Raw genomic sequence first — 23,411 nt, forward strand, 5'->3', positions numbered from 1 at the left:
AAGCAGAAGCGCAAGAATCGGTCTCCGGCTCCGACTCACCGATGAACGGCAACCGGAGGAGACGACATGAAGTTCCTGCTGATCATGCACAACAACCCGCTGGTCTGGGACGCGCTGACCGAAGAGGAGCGTCAGGAGGTGATGAGCGGCCACGGCCCGTTCATGGAGACCGCGCGCGCGTCCGGGGAGCTGGTCGGCACCGTCGCGCTGGCCGACCCGGCGCGGAGCGCGGTGGAGGCGATCCGGCTCACCCGTGCGCTGCGCCGCTCGCTGCCGGACGAGGGCGAGGTGGCCGGCGACCATGCGGCGGCCCTGGAGAGCTACCGCGAGGCGGCCCGCCGCACCACGAGCCTGCCCGAACAGCGTTACCTGCTGGGCCGCGCGGCCGAGCTCGCCGACCGGCCGTGAGTCAGCGGTGTGGCGCAGGTCACCTCTTCTTCCTGTCACATGCCCGGGGCGGGCGGCATCTCGTGTTCGCCAACGAGCAATGTGAAGGAGTCATCATGAACACAGCGCTGGAGACCCTGCGCCGCGACTTCGGCGGCGACCTGATCGGCCCCGACGACGCCGGCTACGCCGCGGCCGGCCGGTCGCTGCTGGTGCCGGGCAGCCCCGCCCTCGTCCTGCGGCCCAAGACCGTCGCCGACGTGCGGGCGGGCGTGCGCTTCGCCGCCGCCGCCGGGCTGCCGCTGTCCGTGCGCGGCGGCGGCCACGGCTTCGCCGGCTTCGCCACGAACGACGGCGGCGTGGTGCTCGACCTGGCCCATCTGGCGCAGGTCGAGATCGTGGACGAGCGGCGTCACCTCGTACGGATCGGCGGCGGCGCCACCTGGGGCCAGGTCGCCGACGCCCTCGCCCCGCACGGCCTGGCGATCTCCTCGGGCGACACCAGGAGCGTCGGCGTGGGCGGGCTGACGCTGGGCGGCGGCATCGGTTGGAAGGTGCGCAAGTACGGCCTGGCCCTGGACAGCCTGGTCGCCGCCGAGGTGGTCACCGCCGCCGGGGAGATCGTACGGGCGAGCGCCGAGGAGAACCCCGAGCTGTTCTGGGCGCTTCGCGGCGGCGGCGGCAACTTCGGGGTCGTGACCGCGTTCGTGTTCGCGGCCCACCTGACGACGGACGTCTTCCACGGCACGATCACCTTCCCGGCGGCGGAGGCGGCCACGGTGCTCCGGGGGTGGGCGGAGCACCTGCGTACCGCGCCCGAGGAGCTGACCTCCGTCACCGACTTCGCCAACCCCTTCGCCGGCGGTCCGCAGGCGCCGGTGCAGGTCCACGTCGCCTTCGACGGGGACGACCCGCGGCTCGCGGCCCGGGCGATCGACCCGCTCCGCCGGCTCGGCACGGTGACCGGCGACGGCGTGGCGCTGAAGCCGTACGCGGAGACGCTCGTGGAGGGCCTGGTGCCGCCGCCCGGCATCCGGCTGGTGACGCGGAGCGGGTTCGCGGGGGCGGGGGCGGTGCCCGAGGTGCTGCGCGTGCTCGTCGCGGCCGGGGCGGTGGAGGGAGCGCCGCTCATCTCGGTACGCGCCGTCGGCGGCGCGGTGGCCCGGGTGCCGGCCGACGCCACCGCGTACGCGCACCGCGACGCCGCGCTGATGGTCGTGACCATGAGCGCGGGCCCCGAGCCGGTGCTCGCGGCGGCCCGCCCGGCGCTGGACGCCCTCTGGCATGACCTCGCGCCGCACGTGGCCGGCGCCTACGCCAACTTCCTGGCCTCGGCCACGGAGGAGGACGTCGCCGCGGTCTACCCGGCGCCGACGTACGACCGGCTCGCCGCCGTCAAGCGCCGCTACGACCCGGAGAACCTGTTCGCCCGCAACCACAACGTCCGCCCCCGCTGACCCCGGCTACACCCGGCGCAGTCCCGCGATGAGCAGCTCGACCAGGGGGCGGGCGTCGTAGCGGGAGTCGTTCTCCGCGCCGATGCAGAGGTTGCCGACGCCGCGCATGAGCTGCAGGGCGGCGATGTCGGAGCGGATCTCGCCGGCGGTGGCCGCGGCGTCGAGCAGCCGCCCGCACACCGGCACGAGCCGGTCGAGGAAGCACGCGTGCAGCGCCTCGAACCCGGCCTCGTCGGAGCGCAGCACGCCGGCCAGGCCGTGCTTGGTGACCAGGAAGTCGATGAACAGGTTGATCCATTTGCCCAGGGCGGCGTAGGGGGTCGGCCCGGCCGCCAGCAGGGCCGGGCCGGCCTCGGCCAGCGCCTCGATCTGGTGCCGGTAGACGGCGATGATGAGGTCGGCCCGGGTCGGGAAGTGGCGGTAGATCGTGGCCGTCCCGACGCCCGCCTCGGCCGCGATGTCCCGGATGGGCGCCTCGACGCCCGAGGTGACGAAGACCGCGGCGGCGGCGTCGAGCAGGGTCTTCTCGTTGCGCCGGGCGTCGGCCCGCTTGCGCGGGGCGCTCCTCTCGTTGTCGCTCACCGCGCCGCTCCTCCCGCCGGCACCGCCCGGCTTGCTAAACGGGACACTGTCCCGTATGTTCTAAACGGGACACAGTCCCACTTGCTCTCTCTCCCATGATGCCAGAGCGCGCGCGCATTCTCGCCCCCCGCGAACCCCCGGCTGCCCTGCCGGAAGGAGCACTCCCATGCCCTACGACCCCCCGCCCAGCTTCGGGATCATGACCGCGCCGATGCAGGTCGGCTACCACGACGTCCTGCGCGTCTGGCGCGAGGCGGACACGATCCCGGAGATCGGGCACGCGTGGCTGTTCGACCACCTCCTGCCGATCGCGGGCGAGCTGACCGGCCCCGTCCACGAGGGCTGGACCCTGCTCGCCGCCCTCGCCGCGCAGACCCGGCGGCTACGGCTCGGCGTGATGGTGACCAGCAACCGGTTCCGGCCGCCCGCGCTGCTGGCCAAGATCGCCACGACCGTCGACGTCGTCTCCGGCGGACGCCTCGACTTCGGCATCGGCGTCGGCTCCCGCCCCGGCCACCCGCTGGCGCGGCGCGAGTACGAGGCCCACGGCCTGCCCTTCCACGACACCGCCCAGGCCGTGGCCGGCCTGGGCGAGGCGTGCACGGTGATCCGGCGGCTGTGGACCGAGGACGAGCCGTTCGACTTCGACGGCGACCACCACCGGCTGAAGGGCGCGTTCGGCAACCCCAAGCCGGTGCAGCGCCCCCATCCGCCCATCCTCATCGGCGGGCGCTCGCCGGCGACGCTGCGCGTCGCCGCCGAGCACGCCGACCTGTGGAACATCCCCGGCGGCGGCGACATCGCCGACCTCGCCGGCCGCTCCGCCCTGCTGGACCGCTACTGCGCCGAGATCGGCCGCGACCCGGCCGCGATCACCCGCTCGATCCACCTGCCCGTCACCTACGACCGTCCCGGCCCCACCAGGGACGCGATCGGCACGGCGGTCGAGGCCGGCTTCCGGCACATCGTGCTCGGACTGCCCGCGCCCTACCCCGACGGCGTCGCCCGCTGGGTCGCCGACGAGCTCATCCCCACCCACTGAAGAAAAAGAGGACCGCTCTCATGAGCATGACGGATACGACGACCGCCGCCGCCCAGGTCGTCTCGGTGAAGCCGGTGGTGCTGCCCGCCCCAGACCGCGGCGAGGACCTGCGGGTGCGGGTGTCCGCGCCCGCGACCGGGCGGAATCTGCCGGTCGTCGTCCTCTCGCACGGCTTCGGCTGGTCGATGGACGGCTACGGGCCGCTGGCCGACCACTGGACGGCGCACGGGTTCGTGGTGGCCCAGCCCACCCACCTCGACTCGCGGACGCTCGCCCTGCCGCCCGACGATCCCCGCACCCCGCTCATCTGGCGGTGGCGGGTGGCGGACCTGACGCACGTCCTCGACCGGCTGGACGCCGTCGAGGCCGCCGTTCCCGGCCTCGCCGGACGCCTCGACCGCGACCGGATCGCCGTGGCCGGGCACTCCTGGGGTGGGCAGACGGCGAGCATGCTGCTCGGCGCGCGCGTCCTCGACGACGCGGGCCGGCCGGGAGAGGACCTGTCCGACCGGCGGGTCAGTGCGGGCGTGCTGCTCGCCACCCCGGGATCGGGCGGGGCCGACCTGACGCCGTTCGCGGCCGAGCACTTCCCCTTCATGAACCCGGACTTCGCCCGGATGACCCCGCCGGCGCTCGTGGTCGCGGGCGACCAGGACCGGTCGGCACTGTCGGTACGGGGCCCGGACTGGTTCGCCGACCCGTACCGGCTGAGCCCGGGAGGCAAGAGCCTGCTCACCCTGTTCGGGGCGGAGCACTCGCTCGGCGGGATCGTCGGCCACGGCGCCGCCGAGACCACGGACGAGAGCCCGGCCCGCGTCGCCCTGGTCCAGCGGCTCACCACCGCCTACCTCCGCAGCGCCCTCGACCCGGGCGACCCCGCCTGGCCCGCCGCGTGCGCGGCACTGGCGGCGGAGCCCGGCCCGCTGGGGCGGATCGAGACGAGCTGACCGGCTCAGCCCGCCAGGCGCGGCAGGTCCTGCCGTGCCTGGTCGGCGAGCACGCGGGCGACGTCGGACACCAGTCCCCGCCGCCGGTACGCGGCCCGCTGCCGCGCCGCGCCCGACCCGTGCCGGTGCAGCACGTCCAGCCCCTCGTCCATGAGGGGCAGGTCGCCGAGGGCGCGCAGCTCGGGTCCGATGCGGTCGATCAGCGTGTCCACCAGCCGCCAGACGGGCAGCCTGCGGCCGGTGAGCTGGTCGACGTTCTCCCCCTCCAGCCCGTCGCGGGCGGCCCGCCAGCTCGCGGCGGCGAGCAGAGTCTGGTCCACGTTCGGCGCGGGCCGGCCCGCGCGTACGTCGCCGAGAGCCGTCGCGGCCAGCGCCCTGACCAGGCCCGTGAGGAGCACCACCTCGGCCACGGTCTGGCAGGTGTCGGCCACCCGGACCTCGATCGCCGGCCTGTCGGAGGAGAGCCGGGCCTGCCACTCGGGGACCGCTCCGGTGGCGTGCAGCCCTTCGACCAGCCAGTCGTGGTGCTCGGCGGACCGGAACCAGGGCGGCGGCCCGGCGGCGGCACGCCGGCTCAGCGCCAGGGCGCGCCCGCTCGCGCTGCCGGTGTCCCTGCCGCCGCCGATCGGCGAGTTCACGGTCAGCGCCTGCAGCACGGGCAGCCAGGGCCGCAGGTGGTTGACCACCTGGACGGCCTCCTCCCTGTCGTCCACGCCGAGCCACACGTGACAGCCCGCGTCGCCCGGCAGGTCGCCCGACAGCGCGGTGCCCGTCGCCGCCACCCCGGCGCCCGCGCCGTCGGCGGCGGCGACCACGACGGCGCGCAGCCGCAGCAACTCCTCCCGCAGGGTCGCCGGCTCGGTGTGCGGGCCGCTGCGGGTCTCGATCTGGAATCCCGTCCGCGTCGTCACCTGGTCCCGGGCGGTGCCGCCGACACGCTCGCGCACGTCGCCGGCGACCGGCATCACCTTCGCGGTGGCCGGGTCCAGAAGAATGAACCCCTCCTCGACTCCCATGGTCACATCCGTTTCAGCCATGGGACCCCACTTCCCCGTACACCGGCGGCCTTGCGGATCAGTCTCGCGCGGCCAGGGGCTTCGTGCGCGGGAGCAGGAGCGCGGCGGCGATCGTGACGGCCATCGCGGCGGCGCCCAGCCAGGCCGCGGCTCCGTACCCGTGCTCGGCGGGGAAGACCGCGCCGGCCGGGGTGGCGGCGGCGAGGGTCAGGCCGCCCAGGGCGCTGCCGACGGAGAAACCGACGCTGCGCACGACCTGGTTGACGCTCATCGCGCTGGCCGTCTCGGCCGCCGGGGTGACGGCGAGGATCGCGGCCGGCATCGCCGCCGAGAAGACGCCGACGCCCAGCCCCAGCACGCCCATCACCACGAACGCCGGCCACAACGGGCCACGGGCCAGGGCGAACAGCGCCAGCGCCGCCAGCACGGCCGTCCCGCCCACGGCCAGCACCGCCGGGGGTGGGAGCCTGCCGCCGAGGGGCCGCACCGCCTTCCCGCCGGCGAACCCCATCACCGAGAACGGCACCAGCACCAGGCCCGCGACGAACACGCCGACGCCGGAACCGTACCCGGCCGAGGCGGGCGTCTGGACGTAGCGGGTCACCAGGGTCAGCAGCAGGTACATGCCGACGCCGCCGAGCAGCATGACGGCGTTGGCCCCCGCCACGGCGGGCTCGCGCAGCAGGGCGAGGTCCACCAGCGGCGCGGCGGCTCTGCGCGCGTGCCGCACCCACGCGGCGAGGAGCGCCGCCGCGCCGGCCAGGAGCGCCACGCCGAGCGCCGGCCGCTCGGACCACAGCGTGGTCTGGCCGATCGCCAGGAGCAGGGCCAGCAGGCCGCCGCCGAGCAGCGCCGCGCCCCGCACGTCCACGGTCGCCGTCCGCCCGGCGGGCGGCCGGGGCACCGACCGCCAGGCGGCGGCCAGCGCGACCACGGTGACGAGCAGCCCGAGCCCGTACGCCGCGCGCGGCCCTGCCAGCGCGGTCAGCAGCCCCGCGAGCGGGTAGCCGACGCCGATGCCGACTATGGAGGCCACCGAGAGCAGCGCGATCACCGGGCCCGACCGCCCTTCCGGCAGGTGGTCGCGGGCCACGCCCATCGCCAGCGCGGTCAGCCCCAGCCCCGCGCCCTGGGCGACCCGCCCGGCCAGCAGCCAGCCGTACGAGGGCGACGCGACCGTCAGCAGGCTCCCTGCCACGACGACGGCCAGGGTGGCGAGGACGACCTGGCGGCGGCGCGGGCCCGCGCCGAGGCGGCCCAGCACCGGAGTGGCGAGCGCGCCGACGAGCAGCGGAGCGGTGAGCGTCCATTGCGCGGCGGCCAGCGACACGCCGAACTCGCCCGCCACCGTCGTGATCAGCGGCGCCCCGAGACTGCCGACGACGGCGACGACCAGCACCACGAAGAAGAGCGCCGGCACCAGCAGGCGCTCAGAGGAGGAGACCGATGGCGGGAAAGGGGGGAATCCGCTCCTTTCCACTTTCAACCTATAGCGCACCCGGGGACTTGCGGCAAGACCCCGGTCGTGCAGGACAATCGGCGGCCGAGGCCGAGAACCTGCGAAAACGCCGGAGCGCATTACGTGAATCACCCATCGACCATCAGCGTGTTCGACCTGCCCGAGTGGCTGTCCGCCAAGGCCGACCCGGCGCTGATCGCCCGCGACGAGCAGCACTTCGCGGCCATCGGCGAGGCACTGGAGCAGACGGTCGCCGAGTTGTCCGACCGCCTCGACGCCATGCGCAGGGCCCCCGGCGGCGCGGGCCGGGCGGCGCTGGACCGGGACCTGGAGGTCCACCGGCTGAGCGCCCGGCTGCGCACGCTGCGCCGCTTCGGGCTCGACCTGTGTCTCGGCCGCATGGTCAGCGGGGACGGGGCCGAGCCTGTCCATGTCGGCCGGCTGGGCCTGACCGACCGGGAGGGCCGCCGGCTGCTCCTGGACTGGCGGTCACCGGCGGCCGAGCCGTTCTTCGGCGCCACCCACGCCAACCCGATGGGCCTGGCCAGCCGCCGCCGCTACCGCTGGACGCGCGGCCGGATCAGCGACTACTGGGACGAGGTGTTCACCGCGGACGGGCTCGACGGGCACGCCGCGCTGGACGACCAGTCGGCCTTCATCGCCAGTCTGGGCGGCAGCCGTTCGCCGCGGATGCGGGACGTGCTCGCCACCATCCAGGCCGACCAGGACGCCGTCATCCGGGCGAGCTCGCGCGGCGCGCTGGTCGTGGACGGCGGTCCCGGCACCGGCAAGACCGTCGTCGCCCTGCACCGCTCGGCGTACCTGCTCTACGCCGATCCGCGGCTCGGCCACAACCGGGGCGGGGTGCTGTTCGTCGGGCCGCACCAGCCGTACCTGGCGTACGTCGCCGACGTCCTGCCGAGCCTCGGCGAGGACGGCGTGCAGACCTGCACCCTGCGCGACCTCGTGCCCGAGGGCGCGACGGCGGTGGCCGAGAGCGATCCCGAGGTGGCCCGGCTGAAGGCGTCCGCGGACCTGGTGAAGGCGATCGAGCCGGCCGTCAGGTTCTACGAGAACCCGCCCGCCCAGGGCATGACGGTCACCACCGAGTGGGCCGACGTCCGGCTCGGCCCCGACGACTGGGCCGAGGCGTTCGAGGCGCCGGAGCCCGGCACCCCGCACAACGAGGCGCGCGACCGCATCTGGGAGGAACTGGTCGAGATCATCGTCGCCAAGCACGACGACGAGGACGTCCCCGCCGACCTGGTCCGCAGGTCGCTGCTGCGCGACCGGCAGCTGCTGACCGCCTTCAACCGCGCCTGGCCGGTGATCGAGCCTGCCGACCTCGTCGGCGACCTGTGGTCGGTGCCCGCCTACCTGCGGCTGTGCGCTCCCTGGCTCGGCGAGGAGGAGATCCGGCGGCTGCGGCGTGCCGACGCGCAGGCGTGGACGGTGTCGGACCTGCCGCTGCTGGACGCCGCCCGGCAGCGGCTCGGCGACCCGGAGTCGTCGCGGCGCAGGCGCAGGCAGGAGGCCGCTGCCGCGGCGGAGCGCGAGCGCATGGCCGGCGTGGTCGACAACCTGCTCCAGGCCGACGACGACGGCGAGGCCGCGGTGACGATGCTGCGCGGCGCGGACCTCCGGGACGCCCTGGTGGACGAGGGCGCGCTGCCCGCCGCCGAGCCCGACCGGCTGGCCGGCCCGTTCGCGCACGTCGTGGTGGACGAGGCCCAGGAGCTGACCGACGCGGAGTGGCAGATGCTGCTGCTGCGCTGCCCGTCGCGGAGCTTCACCGTGGTCGGGGACCGCGCCCAGGCCAGGCACGGGTTCACCGAGTCGTGGCGGGAGCGGCTGGAACGGGTCGGGCTGGACCGGATCACCCTCGCCTCACTCACCGTCAACTATCGGACGCCGGAGGAGATCATGGCGGAGGCCGAGCCGGTCATCCGGGCCGCGCTCCCCGACGCCAACGTGCCGGCGTCCATCCGCGCCGTGGGCGTCCCCGTGCGGCACGGGTCGGTGGCGGAGCTGGACCCGATCGTGGACGGCTGGCTCGCCGAGCACCCCGAGGGGGTCGCCTGCGTCATCGGCGCCCCGGCGTTCGAGGCGCGGCCCCGGGTCCGGTCGCTGACGCCGCAGCTCGCGAAGGGGCTGGAGTTCGACCTGGTCGTCCTCGTCGATCCTGAGCGGTTCGGCGAGGGCGTCGAAGGGGCGGTGGACCGCTACGTCGCGATGACCCGCGCGACGCAGCGGCTCGCCATCCTGACCAGCTCCTGATCCCGCGCCGGCACGCCACTGTGACAGGGGTCACAGTGGCGTGCTGTCACATGGTGGCCGCGGGCGGTGTCACATGCGTGGCACTTTCGACGGCGAGCGGACAGGAGCGACCATGAGCACAGGCGAGCACCGGCTGGACGCGGCGACCGAGGCGTTCGTCACGCACCGGAACCTGCTGTTCACCGTCGCCTACGAGCTGCTCGGCTCGGCGGCCGACGCCGAGGACGTCCTGCAGGAGACCTGGATGCGGTGGGCGGGGGTGGACCTCGGCACCGTACGGGACCGGCGCGCCTACCTGGTGCGGATCGCCACCAGGCAGGCGCTCGGCCGTTTGCGCACGCTCGGCCGGCGCAGGGAGTCCTACATCGGCCCCTGGCTGCCCGAACCGCTGCTGACCTCGCCGGACGTGGCCGAGGACGTCGAGCTGGCCGACAGCGTCTCGACGGCGATGCTGCTGGTGCTGGAGACGCTGCAGCCGGCCGAGCGGGCGGTGTTCGTGCTGCGTGAGGTGTTCGCCGTGGACTACGACGAGATCGCCGAGACCGTCGGCAAGAGCCCGGCCGCGGTCCGGCAGATCGCGCACCGGGCGCGGGCCCATGTCGCCGAGCGGCGCCCGCGCGGCAGCGCGTCCGCCGCCGAGATCAGGAGCGCGCTGGAGGCGTTCCAGCGGGCGGTCGAGACCGGCGACCTGCGGCGGCTGCTCGACATCCTCGCCCCGGACGTGGTCATGCTCGGCGACGGCGGCGGGGTCGCCAAGGCCGCGCTGACCCCCTTGGTCGGGCCCGAGCAGGTGGCCGCGCTGGTGGCCAGGCTGCGCACGCCCGACGCGCCGGCCACGCTGGAGCCGGCGCAGATCAACGGCCATCCGGCGCTGATCTTCCGGCTCGACGGCGCGCTCAGCACCGTCCTCACGGTACGGATCGACGACGGCCTCGTCACCGGCCTCTACGCCGTGCGCAACCCCGAGAAGCTGTCGCGCGTCGAGCGGGAGACCCCGGTCAGCCGGTGAGGGCTCAGGTCAGGGTGGCGCCGCCGTCGACGGTGATGACCTGGCCGGTGACGTAGTTGTTCGACATGAGGAACAGGGCGGAGGCGGCGGCCTCCTCGGCGGTGCCGACCCGGCCGAGCGGCGCGCCCGCTCCGAGGGCGGCGACTCCCTCGTCGGAGTCCGCGCCCGGGATCGAGCGCAGGAGCGGGGTGTCGATCATGCCGAAGCGTACGGCGTTCACGCGCTGACGCGCCGGGGCGAGCTCCACGGCGAGGGCCTTGGTCATGGTCTCCACGGCGCCGCCGAGTGACAGCGGCGCGCTCATCCCCGGCATGGGGCGGACCACGAGCGTTCCCGAGCTGAACGTGAGCGAGCCTCCGGCGGGCAGGCGGGCCGCGGCGGCGCGGGCGGCGGCGAAGGCGGGCCAGAGGCGGGAGTCGAGGAGCGTGACGAGGCCCTCGCGCGACACCTCGCTCACGGGGCCCACGCCGGCCATGCTGCCCGCCGTGACGAGGATGTGGTCGGTGTGCCCGGCCCGGTCGAAGGCCTCGTCGAGGGTGCGTTCGTCGCCGCCGTCGCCGGGGACGCCCACCACGGCGTCGTCGGGGTCCGTCTCCTGGCCCGCCTCGCGTACCCGGGCGACGGCGGCCTTCAGCCGGTCGGGGTCGCGTCCGACCAGGACGACGCGCGCGCCGACGGAACGCAGCAGGACGCCCGCCGCCAGGCCGATGCCCGAGCTCGCGCCGATGAGGACGGCGGTCGCGCCGGCGAGGCCCGTGGGCAGCGGGGAGCGTACGGGGACGGGCGCGGACACAGTGGTGCCAGTGGTGCCGATGGTCATGGGATGCCTTCCGCGATGGTGAGAAATAAACCATCTGGTTGTTTTATTTCGCCTCCCCGATACTGCCGCTTGCACGGGAGCGAGTCAACCGGATGGTTTAATTTCTTCATGGCCTATGACGCGGAGGACACCAAGCGGCGGATCTTCGTGGCCGCCACCGCCGAGTTCGCCGAGCACGGGCTGGCGGGGGCCAGGGTCGACCGGATCGCCGCCGCCGCCAAGGCCAACAAGCAGGCCATCTACCTCTACTACGGCGGCAAGGAGAAGCTCTTCGCCGCCGTCCTGCGGGCGAAGCTGGAGGAGATCCACACCGCGATCACCATCGATCCCGACGCCGTGGCCGACTCCGTCGGGCAGATCTTCGACTGGCACCAGCAACATCCCGAGCTGATCCGGCTGCTGCTGTGGGAGGCGCTGGAGACGTGCGACGACGGGATCGACGCGAGCGAGCCGGAGCGCCGCGCCGCGTACCGGGAGAAGGTCTGCGGCCTCGCCGACAGCGTCGCCCCCCACCTGCCCGAGCAGGAGCGCGTGCGGGCCGCCCAGGACCTGCTCTTCACCATCCTGGGGCTGATCGCCTGGAACTTCGCGGTGCCCGGGATGTGCCGGATGATGCTGGACGAGGAGAGCGACCGGGCCGCGATGGCCCGCCGGCGCGAGGCGGTGATCGCCGCCGCTCGCCGGCTCACCGCCGCCTCCCCCGTGACTCCTTGATCGTTTGGGTGGCGGGCCGCTAGGGTTGGGCGCCTTTGTCCCCCTTCCGAGGAAGCCGCCATGCGCCGGTACCGTTTCGGCAGGATCGCCGCGCTGGTCGCGGTCGCGTACGTGGCCGGCGTCGGGGTGGTCGTCTTCGCGGACTGGATCACGGTGGCGGGCGTCGTCGTGCCGGTGGAGCCGCCGCACCTGATGGAGCTCGGGCCGTGGGCGCGCTGGGTGCTGCTCCCGGTGGCCGTCCTGCAGGGGTGGGCGCTCTGGCAGGTGCTGCGGGGGCCGGCGCTCGGGGGCGCGGCGCGGGTCGGGTGGCCGGATGATGCGGCGGGATGGTTACGGGTCGCGCTGTACGCGAGCGTCGCGCACACGCTGCTCCTGCACCTGTGGCCACCGGACGACGTGGAGTGGCCGATCTGGACGGGCGCGCTGGTCCGGCTGGCCGTCGTCGGACTGTACGTCCCGGTGCTGGCCGCGTCCCTGCCCCGGTGGGTGCGGCTCGGCACGCTCGTGGCGGGCATCGCGGCGGTCGCGGCCGACCTCGGGTACGGCCCGGCGGGCACCCCGATCTGGCTGTTGTGGGCCGTACCCGTGCTGGTGGGCCAGGCGAGAGATCCGCGCTGGAGCCGTGGCACGGTGTGGACCGGCGCGATCTTCGCGGCGGCGTGGCTGCTCCGCCCCACGTCCTTCGCCATCCGCTTTCCCCGCGAGCTCGACCCCGGGCTGCTGTTCGAGGTGGCCGTGGTGGCGCTGGGCGCGCTCGGCGCGGTGTGGGAGGCACGCTCGGCACACGAGCTGACCCGCCCGCCCGAGACGGAGCCCCGCCCGGCCGGCACCCGGCTCCGCCCGGCCGAGGCTCGGTCCCGCTCGGCCGAAGCCCGGCCCGGCGCGGTTCGTGGCCCCTCGTTCCCGCTGCCGCTCGCCGCGGTGGCGGTCGCGCTGCCACTGGTCGCCGTGGCCGTCAACCTCGCCCATGGTGTGCCCCGCGCCATCGGCCCCGGAGGGGCGGTCGCGGACCTGCTCCGGATCAGCGACCGGGCGTCCCTGGCGTGGTACGCCCTCGACCTGCTGCTCGGCGTCGGCGCTCCGGCGCTGCTCGTCCTCGCCGCCGTGGCGCGGCGCACCCGTACGGCGGTCCGCGTCACCGCGGTGGCACTGCTCGACTGCGCCGCGCTCGTCGCCGTCTCCGCGCTCACCCTCCCGCCCGCCCGGCTCGGCGGCACCGGCCCTGACCTGGCGCCGGGCCCGGACCCCGCCGCGCTCCCCCCTCTGTGGCACGCCGCCGCGCTGACCGCCGCCGCCCTCCTGCTGCTCGCCCTCCAGGCGGGGACCCCGCGCCGGCACACGCTGCTCGCGGCGACGGCGGCGGCCCTCGCGCTGTGCTTCCTCCCGGCGGCCGACCTGGCCCCCGGGAAGATCACCACGGTCGAGGACTGCGCGCGGGCCCCGCGAACCAGCGAGCGGGCGTACCTGTGCGCGATCCGGGTGAACGCGACGCTGGACGTGGCCGCCGGCACCCCTGATCACGTCCTGCTCGCGCGGGGCCGCCGCCTGTGCGCCGTCCACGCCCGCCAGGACCCCGCCGAGCTGGCCCGGCTGCGCTCCGAGGAGGGCGTGGACCCGGAGGGGTTGCCCTGGGTGATCGACGACATCTGCCCGAGCGCGCACGCGGCGGTCGTGGCGGCGGAGACGGCCGAGGAGGTGGAGTACGAGCAGTCGCAGGCCGAGGAGCGGCGCAAGTGCGACGCCGCCCCGCGTCATCGCTCGCTGATCGCGCCCGCGAAGGCGGTCCGCGTGAAGGAGCCCCAGTGGCCGGACGGGTCCCTGGGCCTGTTCGAGGCGGTCGACGACTCCTTCGATCCGCTGAGCCAGGGAGTGTTCAGCAAGGCGCTGGCCAACGGGCTGGTCGCGGGCGGGCGCGGCCACCTGGTGATCCTCACCCACTCCGACGCGCACGCCTGCGTCACGCTGGAGACCTACGCCCGCCGCCCGCCGGTCGAGACCGGCGGCTGGGAGCACGTGGTGGAGGTGGGCTACGACAGCCCGGCCGGAGACCTACGGCTGCGGGACGATCTGTCCGGCATCGTCCTGCCCGACCTGTCGCTGCGCGGGCGGCCCGGCCACTACCGCGTCCGCGTGCACTTCGCCTGGCTGCCCTGGAACGGCGGCAGGTACGGCACCCAGCGGCTGCTCGTCATGGCGTACCTGGGCGACGGAGACGACGTGCGCACCTACCGGGCTCCAACCCCCTGAACGTCCTGCATATACTTGCATAAAGACATGTATATGCAGAAAGGCATACGCCATGGAACGTCCCATCGGCTACTGGCTCAAGCACCTCGACCGACTCATCGAGACCGAGGCCGAGCGGGTCCTCGCCGAGGAGCGCCTCACCCGCCGGCACTGGCAGGTCCTGAACGTGCTGCGCCAGTCCCCGCAGACCGCGAGCGGCCTCGGCGAGACGCTGCGCCCCTTCTGGCAGCCCGGCGCGATCACCTTGGAGGACGTCACCGGCGAGCTGGCCCGGCGCGGCTGGCTCACCGAGGACGCCGAGGGGCGCCACGCCCTCACACCCGAGGGCCTGACCGGGCACGCCGCCGTACAGGAGAAGATGCACGGCATCCGCTCGGCGTTCCTCACCGGCCTCACCGAGGAGGAGTACACCGCCACCGTGCACACGCTCCAGCGGATGGCCACCAACCTGGAGGCCCGGCAGGCGAGCTGACGCCCGGGGCGGCTACAGCAGGCGGCGCTGGACGACGTCGGCGATGACGGCCCGGACGACCTTCTCGACAGCCTCCGGACCCCGCGGGTCGCCGTCGCGGTCGGCGAAGAGCAGGTGCCCCGCGCCGACGAGGGAGAGCGCGAGCGCGTCCACGTCGGCGTCGGCCGCGATCCGCCCCATGGCGCGCTCCTCGCCGAGGTAGCCGCCGATCATGGCGGCGGCCTCCGCGAGGACCGGGACGCCGGCCCCCGGGCGGTCCTGGCGCAGGCGGGCGCGCAGTTCGTCGCGGAAGATGACGAGGCCGACGATCGACACCGCGACCGGGTCGAACAGTCGGATCAGCGCGCCCGTGAGGTTGCCGGCGACGGCGCCGCGCCCGGCGGCCCCACGCAGGTCGGCGGCCTCGGCGTCGAGCCGGCGCACACGCTCGCGCACCAGGTCGGCGAGGAAGGCGTCGAAGTCGGCGAAGTGCCGGTGCAGGACGCCCTTGGCGACGCCGGCCTCGTCCGTGACGGCCCGGCTGGTCAGCCCGGTCGCGCCGGCCCTGAGCAGGACCCGCTCCGCGGCGTCGAACAACTGCTGCCGCACATCGCGGAGCGCCACTCCCGTCGGCATCGCCCGTTCTCCCTCTCGCACGCTCGACAAGTGGGCATGTGCCCACTATGGTGGGCGCATGCCCACTTTAACTCAGGGAACCCCTCAGCCCCCTGGTCAGGAACCCCATGAGGCCCGGCAGACGGCCGAATCGTTCGGGGTGGACGCCGAACGCTACGACCGCGCCCGCCCCGCCTATCCGGAGGCCCTGATCCAGCGGATCATAGCCGCGAGCCCCGGCCCCGACCTCCTCGACGTCGGCTGCGGCACCGGCATCGAGGCCCGGCAGTTCCTCGCGGCCGGCCGCACGGTGCTCGGCGTCGAACCGGACCCGCGCATGGCCGCCTTCGCCCGCCGCACCGGCGTCGAGGTCGAGGTGGCGACGTTCGAGGACTGGGACGCCGCAGGGCGAACGTTCGACGCGGTCGTGGCCGGCCAGTCCTGGCACTGGGTGCACCCGGTCGCCGGTCCGGCCAAGGCCGCGCGGGTGCTGCGGCCCGGCGGCCTGCTCGCCGCGTTCGCCCACGCGTACGACGCGCCGCCACCGATCGCGGAGGCGCTCGCCGGCGCGCTGCGCCGGGTGCTGCCCGGCTCGCCGATCACCGCCGGCCCGCCGAAGCCCGGCCAGGACGTCTACCGGCAGATGTTCGAGACGTTCGCCGACGGCATCCGGCGGGCGGGCGCGTTCGGCGAGCCGGAGCTGTGGCGCTTCGACGGGGAACGCCACTACACCCGCGCCGAATGGCTCGACCTGCTGCCCACCACCGGCGCTCTCACCCGGCTCCGGCCGTACGAGCTGGCCGAGGTGCTGGAGGCCGTCGGAGCCGCCGTGGACGCGGCCGGAGGCGGCTTCACCACGGCCTTCACCACGCTGGCGGTCGCCGCGACACTCCGGCCATGACCCGGTGACCTGCGCGTTTCCTGTGCGCATTCTGGCAGCGCTGACCTGCGAAGACGCGGCGCGCCGGGATCGCCGGGCCGGATCCTCTCCCAGGTAGGCGTCCTAGGGTGAGGCCCGTCCATCCGGCCTGACGATCAAGGAGCATTCGCGCGCATGTCCGTCTCTTCTCTCGAAACCACCGTCGGCGACGACGTGCGACGGGTGCGCGGCAACGACTACCGGGTCCTCCAGCCGCCCGAGGACTTCGTGCCCGAGCTGCGGGTGAGCGTGATCGTCCCGGCCTACGGCGCGCAGCACAAGCTGGATCTGGTGCTGCGGGGGCTGGCGCGGCAGACGTACCCGGCGGAGCTGACGGAGATCATCGTCGTGGACAACGACAGCTCGCCGCCGCTGCGCCTGCCCGGGGACTCGGCCGCCCGGCTGATCCGCTGCGACCGGCCGGGCCGGGCCGCCGCCCGCAACGTCGGCCTCGCCGAGGCCACGGGCGACGTCATCCACTGGCTCGACTCCGACGTGGTGCTCACGCCTGGCGCGATCGAGGCGCACATGCGCTGGCACCACGCCGCCCCCTACCTCTCGGTCACCGGGTACATCCGCTTCACCTCCGCCCCGCTGCCCGACACGCTGCCGGAGGACCTGGAGGCGGCGTTCGAGCCCGCCCTGCCGCACGCCTGGCTGGTCGGGCTGGTCGAGCGCACCGACGGCCTCACCGCCAACCCGGCACGGCCGTTCAGCCTGCACGTCGGCGGGGCCACGTCGGTGAACGCCCGCCTGATCGAGGCGGCCGGCCCCATGGACGAGGACCTCGTCGTCGGCCAGGACACCGAGATGGGCTACCGCCTGGCGCAGGCGGGGGCGGTGTTCGTGCCCGAGCCGCGGGCCCGCGCCTACCACCTCGGCCCGACCATGCGGATGCGCGAGCAGCGGCGCGTCGACCGGGTCAGCCACGCCTTCGTCGCCGACCGCATCCCCGCCTACCAGTGGCTGCGCACGCATCCGGCGCGGCGGTGGAAGGTGCCGTACGTGACCGCCGTCCTGGACGGCACGGCCGGCTACGAGACCGTACGCGGCACGGTGGACGCCCTGCTCGCCTCCACGGTCGCGGACCTGTCGGTGGTGCTGGTCGGCCCCTGGGACCGGCTCGACCGCGACCGCCGCGCCCCGCTCAAGGACCCCGACCTGGACCTGGTCCTGTTGCACGGCCACTACGAGCACGAACCCCGGGTACGCCTGGCGACCGCCGCGGAGGTGGACCCGTCCGTCCCGTTCGTGCTGCGCCTGCCCGCGGGATGGGCGCCCGGCGAGGACGGCGTGGCCAGGCTGCTCGACCTGACCCGCGCCGAAGGGCTCGGCCTGGTCGAGGTGCTGCTGCGCGAATCGCCCGAGGGCGTCGTCGCGGCCCGGCTGGAACGGGTGTCCGCCTTCGCCCGCGCCCGGCTCGTGGCCCGGAACGGCGAGGATTTGGACGACGCCGTGGCGGACGTCTCGGGCGTGCGCCGGGTGAACGGCGAGGCGTACGGGTTCACCGAGGGGCCGGTCGAGCCGCTGGGGCGGCGGGCGGCGTACCAGGCCAGGGTGCGGGCCGAGGCGGAGGCGGCGCGGCTGGCCGGGGAGGCGGAACGGCTGCGCGGCCAGGTCGCCAAGTGGCGTGACGAGGCGGCGCGCTGGCGGAAGAGCACCGTGGAGCTGCGCCGTGAGGTCGGTACGCTGCGCCGCGAGGTGCACGCGGCGCAGCGCGACCGGCAGCGGGCCCAGCAGCGCGGCATGCGCGCCGTCCTGTCCAGGAGGATGCGCCGCGCGCTGGGCCGCAGGTCAAGCAGCTGACCACCGCGCAGCCGTAGCCGGGCGTGCGGCTGACCACCGTCCGGCGGTCGCCGGCCGCACGCCCGGTCTTCGTCGTTCTTCAGCAGTCGCCGGCCGCGCGGGCGTAGTCGGCCGCTCCTCCGGCGAAGTCGTAGAGGATGACCGGCTCGTCGCCCACCACCCAGGCGTCATGCCCGGGTGAGCAGACGAAGACCTCGCCCGGTCCCGCCTCTGCCTCCGCCCCGTCGTCCATGCGCATACGCATCCGGCCCTGAACCACGAAGCCGTGGTGACGGATCTGGCAGGAGCTGGTCCCCGCGATCTGCTTGACCGACTCCGACCAGTGCCAGCCCGGCTCGAACGTGGCCACGCCGAAGCTCAGCCCGGACAGGTTGCACACTTCCATGTGTCCCTTCGGGAAGTCGCGGCGCTCGTCCGGCTTCTCGATGCTCTTGATCTCGATCACGACGCCTCCTTCCGTCAGCTCCAGTCTTCCATCGCGAAACCCCCATAAGGGGAAGGACCTGGGCAAATAGGGGTCACATGCGGGCCTCGCGGCGCAGCAGCGCCGCCAGCGCCTCCGGGTCGGCCCCGGCGACGCCCTTGGCGGCGAACCAGGTGGCCATGTTGCGCGCGTCGCGGTCCAGGAACGACGGCCCGGCCGGATGCGCGACCACGTCCACGATCTGGGGCAGGTCGATGATGACCAGCCTGTTGTCGCGTACCAGCACGTTGTACGGGGACAGGTCGCCGTGCGCCAGCCCCTCCCCCGCCAGCGTCACCATCGCCTCGACGAGCTGCTTCCACAGGTCGTCGAGGCCGTCGGAGACCTGGGCCAGGCGCGGCGCCGCGTAGCCGTCGGGCGTCCCGACGAACTCCTGCAGGATCTCCGTGCCGAGGATCTGCACCGGGTAAGGCACCGGCACCCCCAGCTCCCACAGCCGGCACAACGCCCCGAACTCCGCCACCGCCCACTGCGTCGCGATCATCTGCTTGCCGAAGGCGGTGCGGTTGGCCATGGCGCGGTTCGTCCGGCTCTCGCGGGTCGTGCGGCCCTCCAGGTAACCCGAGTCGCGGTGGAAGAGGCGGTGCTCGGCCGACCGGTAGCGCTTGGCCGCCAGCAGGCAGACCCGGTCGGTGCCCGGCACGCCCCGCGAGATCAGGTGGACGTCGGCCTCCTTGCCGGTCTTCAGGATGCCGTGCTCGGTGTCGACGGCGGCCAGCTCGGTGACCAGCCAATCAGGGTAAGGGCGCGGCCCCTTCTCCGTGGGCGTGCTCTGGTCCCAGGTGGACCAGCGGTCACCCTCGGGAGGACCGTCGTCGGACGCCGTCTCGGGCGTGCTCTCCAGCCAGGCGATGTCGTCGGCGTCGAGGGCGTGCTTGCCACGGCGGCGGTGTTGCGAGTGCTTCGGCACGGTGGGAATGCTCCAGATGTGAGGCCCACCGGGGTGCCGATCGGTTCAGATCAGCGGCGGACGCCCGGCGGGAAGGTGTGGGGACGCGGAAAACGGCACGCGAACAGTCGTCGTCACGGTCTCACCCTCCCTTCGACAGGCGATCAGCTTCGCTCGGAGTATTCCGCAACCGCCCCCTTCTCCGCCACGTATTTATCGCCCGACCTGACACCGCCCGGGGAGCCCTCACGATCCTTGGAGGAACCGGTGCCCGCGCTGAGGACGCCGGTCAGCGCGGGCACGAGCTGTCGCGGCAGTGCCTCGTTTACCCGTGGCCGAGTTGGTCGCGTAAGCGGATGCAGGCGCGGGAGAACCGGCTCCTGCCGCCTGCCGCCGCGTACGCCGACACCTCCGGGATCGGACCGCGCGCCCCCGCCCAGGCCGCCACGTCCGCCGCCAGGGTCACGGCCTCGACGTGCGCGACCCGCGACCGTTCGCCGGGGGCGGGCAGCAGCGCGGGCAGCAGGCGGGTGAGCAGGCGCCAGACGGCTTCGTACGCGCCCTGCCGCGCGGCGTCGGCGAGCACGCCCACGATCTGCCGCTCCTGGTAGTCCGGCCTGCGCCGGAGCAGCAGCGCCACCTGCGCGCCCACGTCCTCGGCCGGCAGGTCGCCCCTGGCGGCCATGCGCACCAGCAGCGCCGCCGCCTCGGGATCGGCCCTGGCGACCTGGAAGGCCAGGACCAGCGCCATCGCCTCCCCGGCGGGCCCGTCCGCGTCGGCCAGGTCCCGCACCCATCGCACGGGCACCCCGGGATGGGTGAGGTCGGGCAGGTAGTCGGCGGCGACGACCTCGCGGTGCGAGGGCAGGAGCGACGGCCACCAGTGGAGCACGCCGCGGGACTGGAACCAGCTCCAGCGGGCCCGCGGGCCCAGCAGCTCGTCAAGCGCTTCGAGGCCGGTCGGCTCGGCCCGGAGCTCCGGCTGCAGCCGGAGCTGGTAGGGCGGCTCCGCCGGCTCGTGCTCGTCGAAGAGGCGTTCGGTGGCGCCGTCGAGGTAGGACCACCGCACGTGCGTCTCGGGGTCGCGCAGCCCGCCGTCGGCCAGCCAGCGCGCGGCGGTCGCGGCGGCCGGCGTGCCGATCCGCGCGGCGCCCCCGGCCGCCTCGGGGTGGTGTCCGCGGGGCAGCCGCAGCAGCGCCTGCGCCAGGTCGGCGGGCAGCGGCTCGACGCCCGCGGCGGCGCACTCCGCCAACCGCTCCACCAGGACGTCGGGGGCGAGGTGTCCGGTGGTCAGGGTGGGGGTCGCCAGCAGCACGGGCGGCAGCGTGCCGGCCCGCAGCGCGCGGTAGATCTCGTCGAGCCGGCGCAGCAGGAACAGGTGGGGCGGCGCGACCCTGTCCGGCGGGGGCAGGCTCGGCCGCGCGACGCCCGCCGGCTCTGCCGCCCGTCCAGCCGCCCATCCGGACGCGGGGCCGTCCGCCCATCCGAACGCCTGGCCTGCCGCCCGTCCGGCGGCCGGACCGCTCTGCGGCTGGAAGCCGAACAGCCGCGCGGCCTCGTTCCACGCCGCCTCCAGCAGCCCGCCGATGGCCTGCTCCAGCCCACCGCCGACCCACTCCGCCCCGCCACCGGTCTGCTCCGGCCCGGCGGAGGCGGCTGCCGGCTCTGCCGGGCCGGTCACCTCCGCGGCCAGGGCGGCGATCCAGTCGCTGACGTCGACCCATGCCTCCTGGGAGTGCGCCTGCGGGTGGACACCACCGAACTGCTCGGCCAGCGTGCGCCGCAGCCCCTCCCGGTCGGCGGCGGCCCGCCGGACGAACGCCGCCAGCCACCGCTCCCCGTCCACCCACGTGTACACGGTCTCCCACACGTCCAGCGTGGGCTCGGGGAAGGGCTCGGGCGCGGCGGGCGCGGGCAGCGGCGGCGGCGTGAACGCCTCGGGCCGCTCCTGCTGCTCCTGCTGCGCCACCTCGCCGCCGAACCGGTCGGCCACCCGCACCCCCAGCGCCTCGGGAAGCAGCGGCACGGCCTCGGCGAGGACGTGGCCGGCCGGGGCGAGGGCGGCGGCGCGCTTGAGCGCGATCCTGGCGGCCCGTCCCTGCACCTCGTAGGAGGTGTGCCCGAACGCCGTGGCCAGGGCGGCGGCCAGCTCGGCGGCGTGCGGGTGCCCGGCCACCCCGTCGGTCTCCCGCTCGACAAGGCGCAGACCGCCCAGGGCGAGCTTGGCCTCCGCGCGGAAGGTGAGCGCGCCGGCCGCCTCGGCCGTCTCGGCCGGCTCCAGCGGGCCGACGCCGCGGAGCTGGGCGAGGGCCAGCTCCGCGACCGCGCCGGGCGCGACGGGCAGCAGCCGCAGGTAGTCACGGGCGCGGGCGGCGGCCTCCTCCGGCGTCGGGTCGAGCAGCTCGTGCAGCCGGACGAAGAAGCGCAGGCTCACGCCGTCGCCGCCGCGCAGGAAGCGGCGCAGGCAGCCGTCCAGCAGCTCCGCCCGCGACACCCGGCCGGCCGCCAGCAGCCGCCCGATCAGGGACAGCAGCGGGGTGGGGGCGGGGGTGAGGCGTTCCTCGCGCAGCTCGCGGCCCACGCCCTCCGCCTCGAAGATGCGCGGCAGCAGCGGGCCGAGCAGCGGGTCGTCGTCGGCGGGGCCGGTGCGGAGCCAGGCGGTCACGAGCGGGTCGTGCTCGGGCGGCGGGGCCCCGGTGGCCCGTAGCGCGGCCAGCGCCAGCGGGACGTCGCGGTCCTCCGGCGTGCGGATCTTCCTCGCGAGACGGGCGACCACGTCGGCCTGCCAGGGGGCCGGGCGCGCGGCGAGCACCCGGGTCACCTCACCCAGTCGCGGCCACTGGTCGGCGAACTCGCGGCGGGTCAGCCAGGCGGCCGTGGCGGCGGGGCCGGACAGCACGCCCGCCCCCGCGATCCGCAGCACCTCTCCGTAGCGAGCGACGCCGACGGCGCGCAGCTCGTCGCGGAGGTCGGGCAGGTGCCGGGCGGCCTCGGCCCGCTCGGCGTCGGACAGGGCGATCACGAGGTCGGCCAGGCCGCGGGCGTCGCTGGCGACGACGCGCTCGCGGACCCGCGCGCAAGTAGGGGGGCACGTCATGGCAGCACCCTAGAGATGATCTCCGACAATCCGCGTCCGCGCCGTCAGCAGGTCTCGGGGCAGAACGTGACCTCGGGGTGGCGTGCGGACGGCTTGTCCAGGAGGGGCTGTCGCTCGCCCTTCAGGTGCCGGTCGAGGAAGGCCGCCACGTAGGAGCGGGTGAGCTCGGCGGCGCGCGCCGCGGGCAGGACGCCGGACGGGGGCGTGAGGCCCAGGGCGCCGGACAGCAGCGGGCCGTCGGTGAAGGACTGATGTTCCGCGCCCGACAGCACGAGCCAGCGTTTCCATCCGGTCAGCAGCTTCCAGTCGCGTTCCCAGGAGGTGTCGCGACCGCCGGGGACGTGCTGCGGCGAGCCCAGGAACATGAACGGCCGGGAGAGCCCGTCCTTAGGGATGCGGGCGTAGGTGGTGCCGTCCATGTCGATCCCGGCACGCACGCGGGAGTCCTTCACCATGATCGCCAGGGCGCCGGCCCCGCCGATCGACTGCCCGACCATGGCGATGCGGGAGCGGTCGATGCGGTCGGAGCCGTCCCATCGCGCCGGCAACTGGTCGAGCACGAAGGAGACGTCGGCCGCCCGTCCCGCGACCAGCCCCGTGCCGAAGCCGGGGTCGGTGTCGCTGTCGCAGGCGAGGCATTCCGCGACCCGCCCGCCGGGGAGGGTGGTGGCGTAGCTCTCGTAGGTGTGGTCGATGCCGGCGACCACGTACCCTCGGCTGGCCAGGTCCTCGGCCAGGGACGTGAGCGTGCTCATCGGCTTGGTGAAGCCCGGGGAGAGCACCACGAGCGGCAGCTTCCGGCCCGTGGGCGCGGCGTCCGCGACGGCGTTGGTGCGCGTCCTGCTGAGCGTGTCGTCCGGCACGCCCGCGGCTCCGAGGCCCCTCAGGGTGAGCTGCGACTCCTTCGGCGTCATGTACGCCGCCCGCCGCCCGTCCCGCTGCTCGGTCGGATACCACAGCGTGACCTTGAGCTCCCTGGCGTCGGCGTCGAGGTTCCAGGGGTCGGGGCGGGAGGCGTCCTTCAGGTACAGGACGGTGGTGCCGACCCGGTGGGCGCCGGTGGGAGCGGGCAAGGTGGCGGGGCCGGTCGGCGTGGCGGACGGGACGGCGGACCGGGGCGGCGTGGGCGCGGAGCAGGCGGACGCGGCCAGGACGACCAGTCCCGCGGCGGCGGCGAGGATCTGTCTCAACGG

Annotated in this window: 20 protein-coding genes; 11 read left to right on the forward strand and 9 right to left on the reverse strand. The window is 74.8% G+C overall.

The features are described 5' to 3' along the window. Positions 1-66: 66 nt before the first annotated feature. A complete protein-coding gene (locus BMW85_RS48580) occupies positions 67-408 on the forward strand; it encodes a YciI family protein (protein WP_143082396.1) in 342 nt (113 codons plus the stop codon). A gap of 95 nt (positions 409-503) precedes the next feature. Beyond that, on the forward strand, positions 504-1,844 hold the full coding sequence (locus BMW85_RS24645; protein ID WP_091085623.1) for an FAD-binding oxidoreductase: 1,341 nt from the start codon (positions 504-506) through the stop codon (positions 1,842-1,844). A 6-nt stretch (positions 1,845-1,850) separates the two neighbouring features. On the opposite strand, the gene BMW85_RS24650 is transcribed toward BMW85_RS24645, so the two are convergent. Beyond that, positions 1,851-2,426: a TetR/AcrR family transcriptional regulator gene (locus BMW85_RS24650; protein ID WP_091085625.1), complete on the reverse strand. Its 576-nt coding sequence runs from the start codon at positions 2,424-2,426 to the stop codon at positions 1,851-1,853. Between the two features lie 166 nt (positions 2,427-2,592). On the opposite strand from BMW85_RS24650, the gene BMW85_RS24655 reads away from it, so the two are divergent. Both BMW85_RS24655 and BMW85_RS24660 read left to right on the forward strand, forming a co-directional pair. After that, positions 2,593-3,468, forward strand: coding sequence for an LLM class flavin-dependent oxidoreductase (locus BMW85_RS24655; protein ID WP_091085627.1), 876 nt, complete (start codon positions 2,593-2,595; stop codon positions 3,466-3,468). Between the two features lie 20 nt (positions 3,469-3,488). Then, positions 3,489-4,415, forward strand: a complete 927-nt coding sequence (locus BMW85_RS24660; RefSeq protein WP_091085628.1) for an alpha/beta hydrolase family protein — start codon at positions 3,489-3,491, stop codon at positions 4,413-4,415. 5 nt (positions 4,416-4,420) lie between these two features. Here the strand turns inward: BMW85_RS24660 and BMW85_RS24665 are convergent, their stop codons facing one another. Both BMW85_RS24665 and BMW85_RS24670 read right to left on the reverse strand, forming a co-directional pair. Next, on the reverse strand, positions 4,421-5,452 hold the full coding sequence (locus BMW85_RS24665; protein ID WP_091085631.1) for a carboxylate-amine ligase: 1,032 nt from the start codon (positions 5,450-5,452) through the stop codon (positions 4,421-4,423). 37 nt (positions 5,453-5,489) lie between these two features. Next, positions 5,490-6,851, reverse strand: a complete 1,362-nt coding sequence (locus tag BMW85_RS24670) for an MFS transporter (RefSeq protein ID WP_218155915.1) — start codon at positions 6,849-6,851, stop codon at positions 5,490-5,492. 162 nt (positions 6,852-7,013) lie between these two features. Between BMW85_RS24670 and helR the strand changes: the two genes are divergently transcribed. Together helR and BMW85_RS24680 are read left to right on the forward strand one after the other, a co-directional pair. After that, positions 7,014-9,167, forward strand: a complete 2,154-nt coding sequence (gene helR / locus BMW85_RS24675) for an RNA polymerase recycling motor ATPase HelR (RefSeq protein WP_091085636.1) — start codon at positions 7,014-7,016, stop codon at positions 9,165-9,167. 112 nt (positions 9,168-9,279) lie between these two features. Further along, on the forward strand, positions 9,280-10,176 hold the full coding sequence (locus tag BMW85_RS24680) for an RNA polymerase sigma-70 factor (protein ID WP_091085639.1): 897 nt from the start codon (positions 9,280-9,282) through the stop codon (positions 10,174-10,176). A 4-nt stretch (positions 10,177-10,180) separates the two neighbouring features. Here BMW85_RS24680 and BMW85_RS24685 read toward each other — a convergent pair whose 3' ends face one another. Next, a complete protein-coding gene (locus tag BMW85_RS24685; RefSeq protein WP_091085642.1) occupies positions 10,181-10,996 on the reverse strand; it encodes an SDR family NAD(P)-dependent oxidoreductase in 816 nt (271 codons plus the stop codon). 108 nt (positions 10,997-11,104) lie between these two features. Here BMW85_RS24685 and BMW85_RS24690 point away from each other — a divergent pair, with 108 nt between their 5' ends. The 3 genes from BMW85_RS24690 to BMW85_RS24700 are packed head-to-tail and all read left to right on the forward strand — an operon-like array spanning position 11,105 to position 14,429. Further along, positions 11,105-11,710 (forward strand): TetR/AcrR family transcriptional regulator, encoded by a 606-nt coding sequence (locus BMW85_RS24690; RefSeq protein ID WP_091085644.1) that lies wholly within the window; start codon positions 11,105-11,107, stop codon positions 11,708-11,710. 60 nt (positions 11,711-11,770) lie between these two features. Then, positions 11,771-13,957 (forward strand): amino acid adenylation domain-containing protein, encoded by a 2,187-nt coding sequence (locus tag BMW85_RS24695; protein WP_091085647.1) that lies wholly within the window; start codon positions 11,771-11,773, stop codon positions 13,955-13,957. Between the two features lie 52 nt (positions 13,958-14,009). Next, on the forward strand, positions 14,010-14,429 hold the full coding sequence (locus BMW85_RS24700; protein WP_091085649.1) for a MarR family winged helix-turn-helix transcriptional regulator: 420 nt from the start codon (positions 14,010-14,012) through the stop codon (positions 14,427-14,429). A gap of 12 nt (positions 14,430-14,441) precedes the next feature. Here the strand turns inward: BMW85_RS24700 and BMW85_RS24705 are convergent, their stop codons facing one another. Then, positions 14,442-15,044, reverse strand: a complete 603-nt coding sequence (locus BMW85_RS24705) for a TetR/AcrR family transcriptional regulator (protein WP_091085651.1) — start codon at positions 15,042-15,044, stop codon at positions 14,442-14,444. Positions 15,045-15,102: 58 nt separating this feature from the next. On the opposite strand from BMW85_RS24705, the gene BMW85_RS24710 reads away from it, so the two are divergent. Both BMW85_RS24710 and BMW85_RS24715 read left to right on the forward strand, forming a co-directional pair. Then, the gene (locus tag BMW85_RS24710; protein WP_091085654.1) at positions 15,103-15,924 is read left to right on the forward strand and encodes a class I SAM-dependent methyltransferase; all 822 of its coding nucleotides are present in this window, start codon (positions 15,103-15,105) and stop codon (positions 15,922-15,924) included. Between the two features lie 153 nt (positions 15,925-16,077). Beyond that, the gene (locus BMW85_RS24715) at positions 16,078-17,748 is read left to right on the forward strand and encodes a glycosyltransferase family 2 protein (RefSeq protein ID WP_177240866.1); all 1,671 of its coding nucleotides are present in this window, start codon (positions 16,078-16,080) and stop codon (positions 17,746-17,748) included. Positions 17,749-17,827: 79 nt separating this feature from the next. Here the strand turns inward: BMW85_RS24715 and BMW85_RS24720 are convergent, their stop codons facing one another. The 4 genes from BMW85_RS24720 to BMW85_RS24735 form a co-directional block, all read right to left on the reverse strand. Next, a complete protein-coding gene (locus BMW85_RS24720) occupies positions 17,828-18,193 on the reverse strand; it encodes a cupin domain-containing protein (RefSeq protein ID WP_091085657.1) in 366 nt (121 codons plus the stop codon). A 73-nt stretch (positions 18,194-18,266) separates the two neighbouring features. Further along, entirely contained in the window at positions 18,267-19,142 is an 876-nt protein-coding gene (locus BMW85_RS24725) for a serine protein kinase RIO (RefSeq protein ID WP_091085659.1), read from the reverse strand. 304 nt (positions 19,143-19,446) lie between these two features. Beyond that, a complete protein-coding gene (locus BMW85_RS24730; RefSeq protein ID WP_091085661.1) occupies positions 19,447-22,218 on the reverse strand; it encodes a DUF7824 domain-containing protein in 2,772 nt (923 codons plus the stop codon). Positions 22,219-22,262: 44 nt separating this feature from the next. Further along, a complete protein-coding gene (locus BMW85_RS24735; protein WP_091085663.1) occupies positions 22,263-23,408 on the reverse strand; it encodes an alpha/beta hydrolase family protein in 1,146 nt (381 codons plus the stop codon). Between the last annotated feature and the right edge of the window lie 3 nt (positions 23,409-23,411).

This window comes from Nonomuraea wenchangensis (assembly GCF_900111685.1).
Lineage (GTDB): Bacteria > Actinomycetota > Actinomycetes > Streptosporangiales > Streptosporangiaceae > Nonomuraea > Nonomuraea wenchangensis.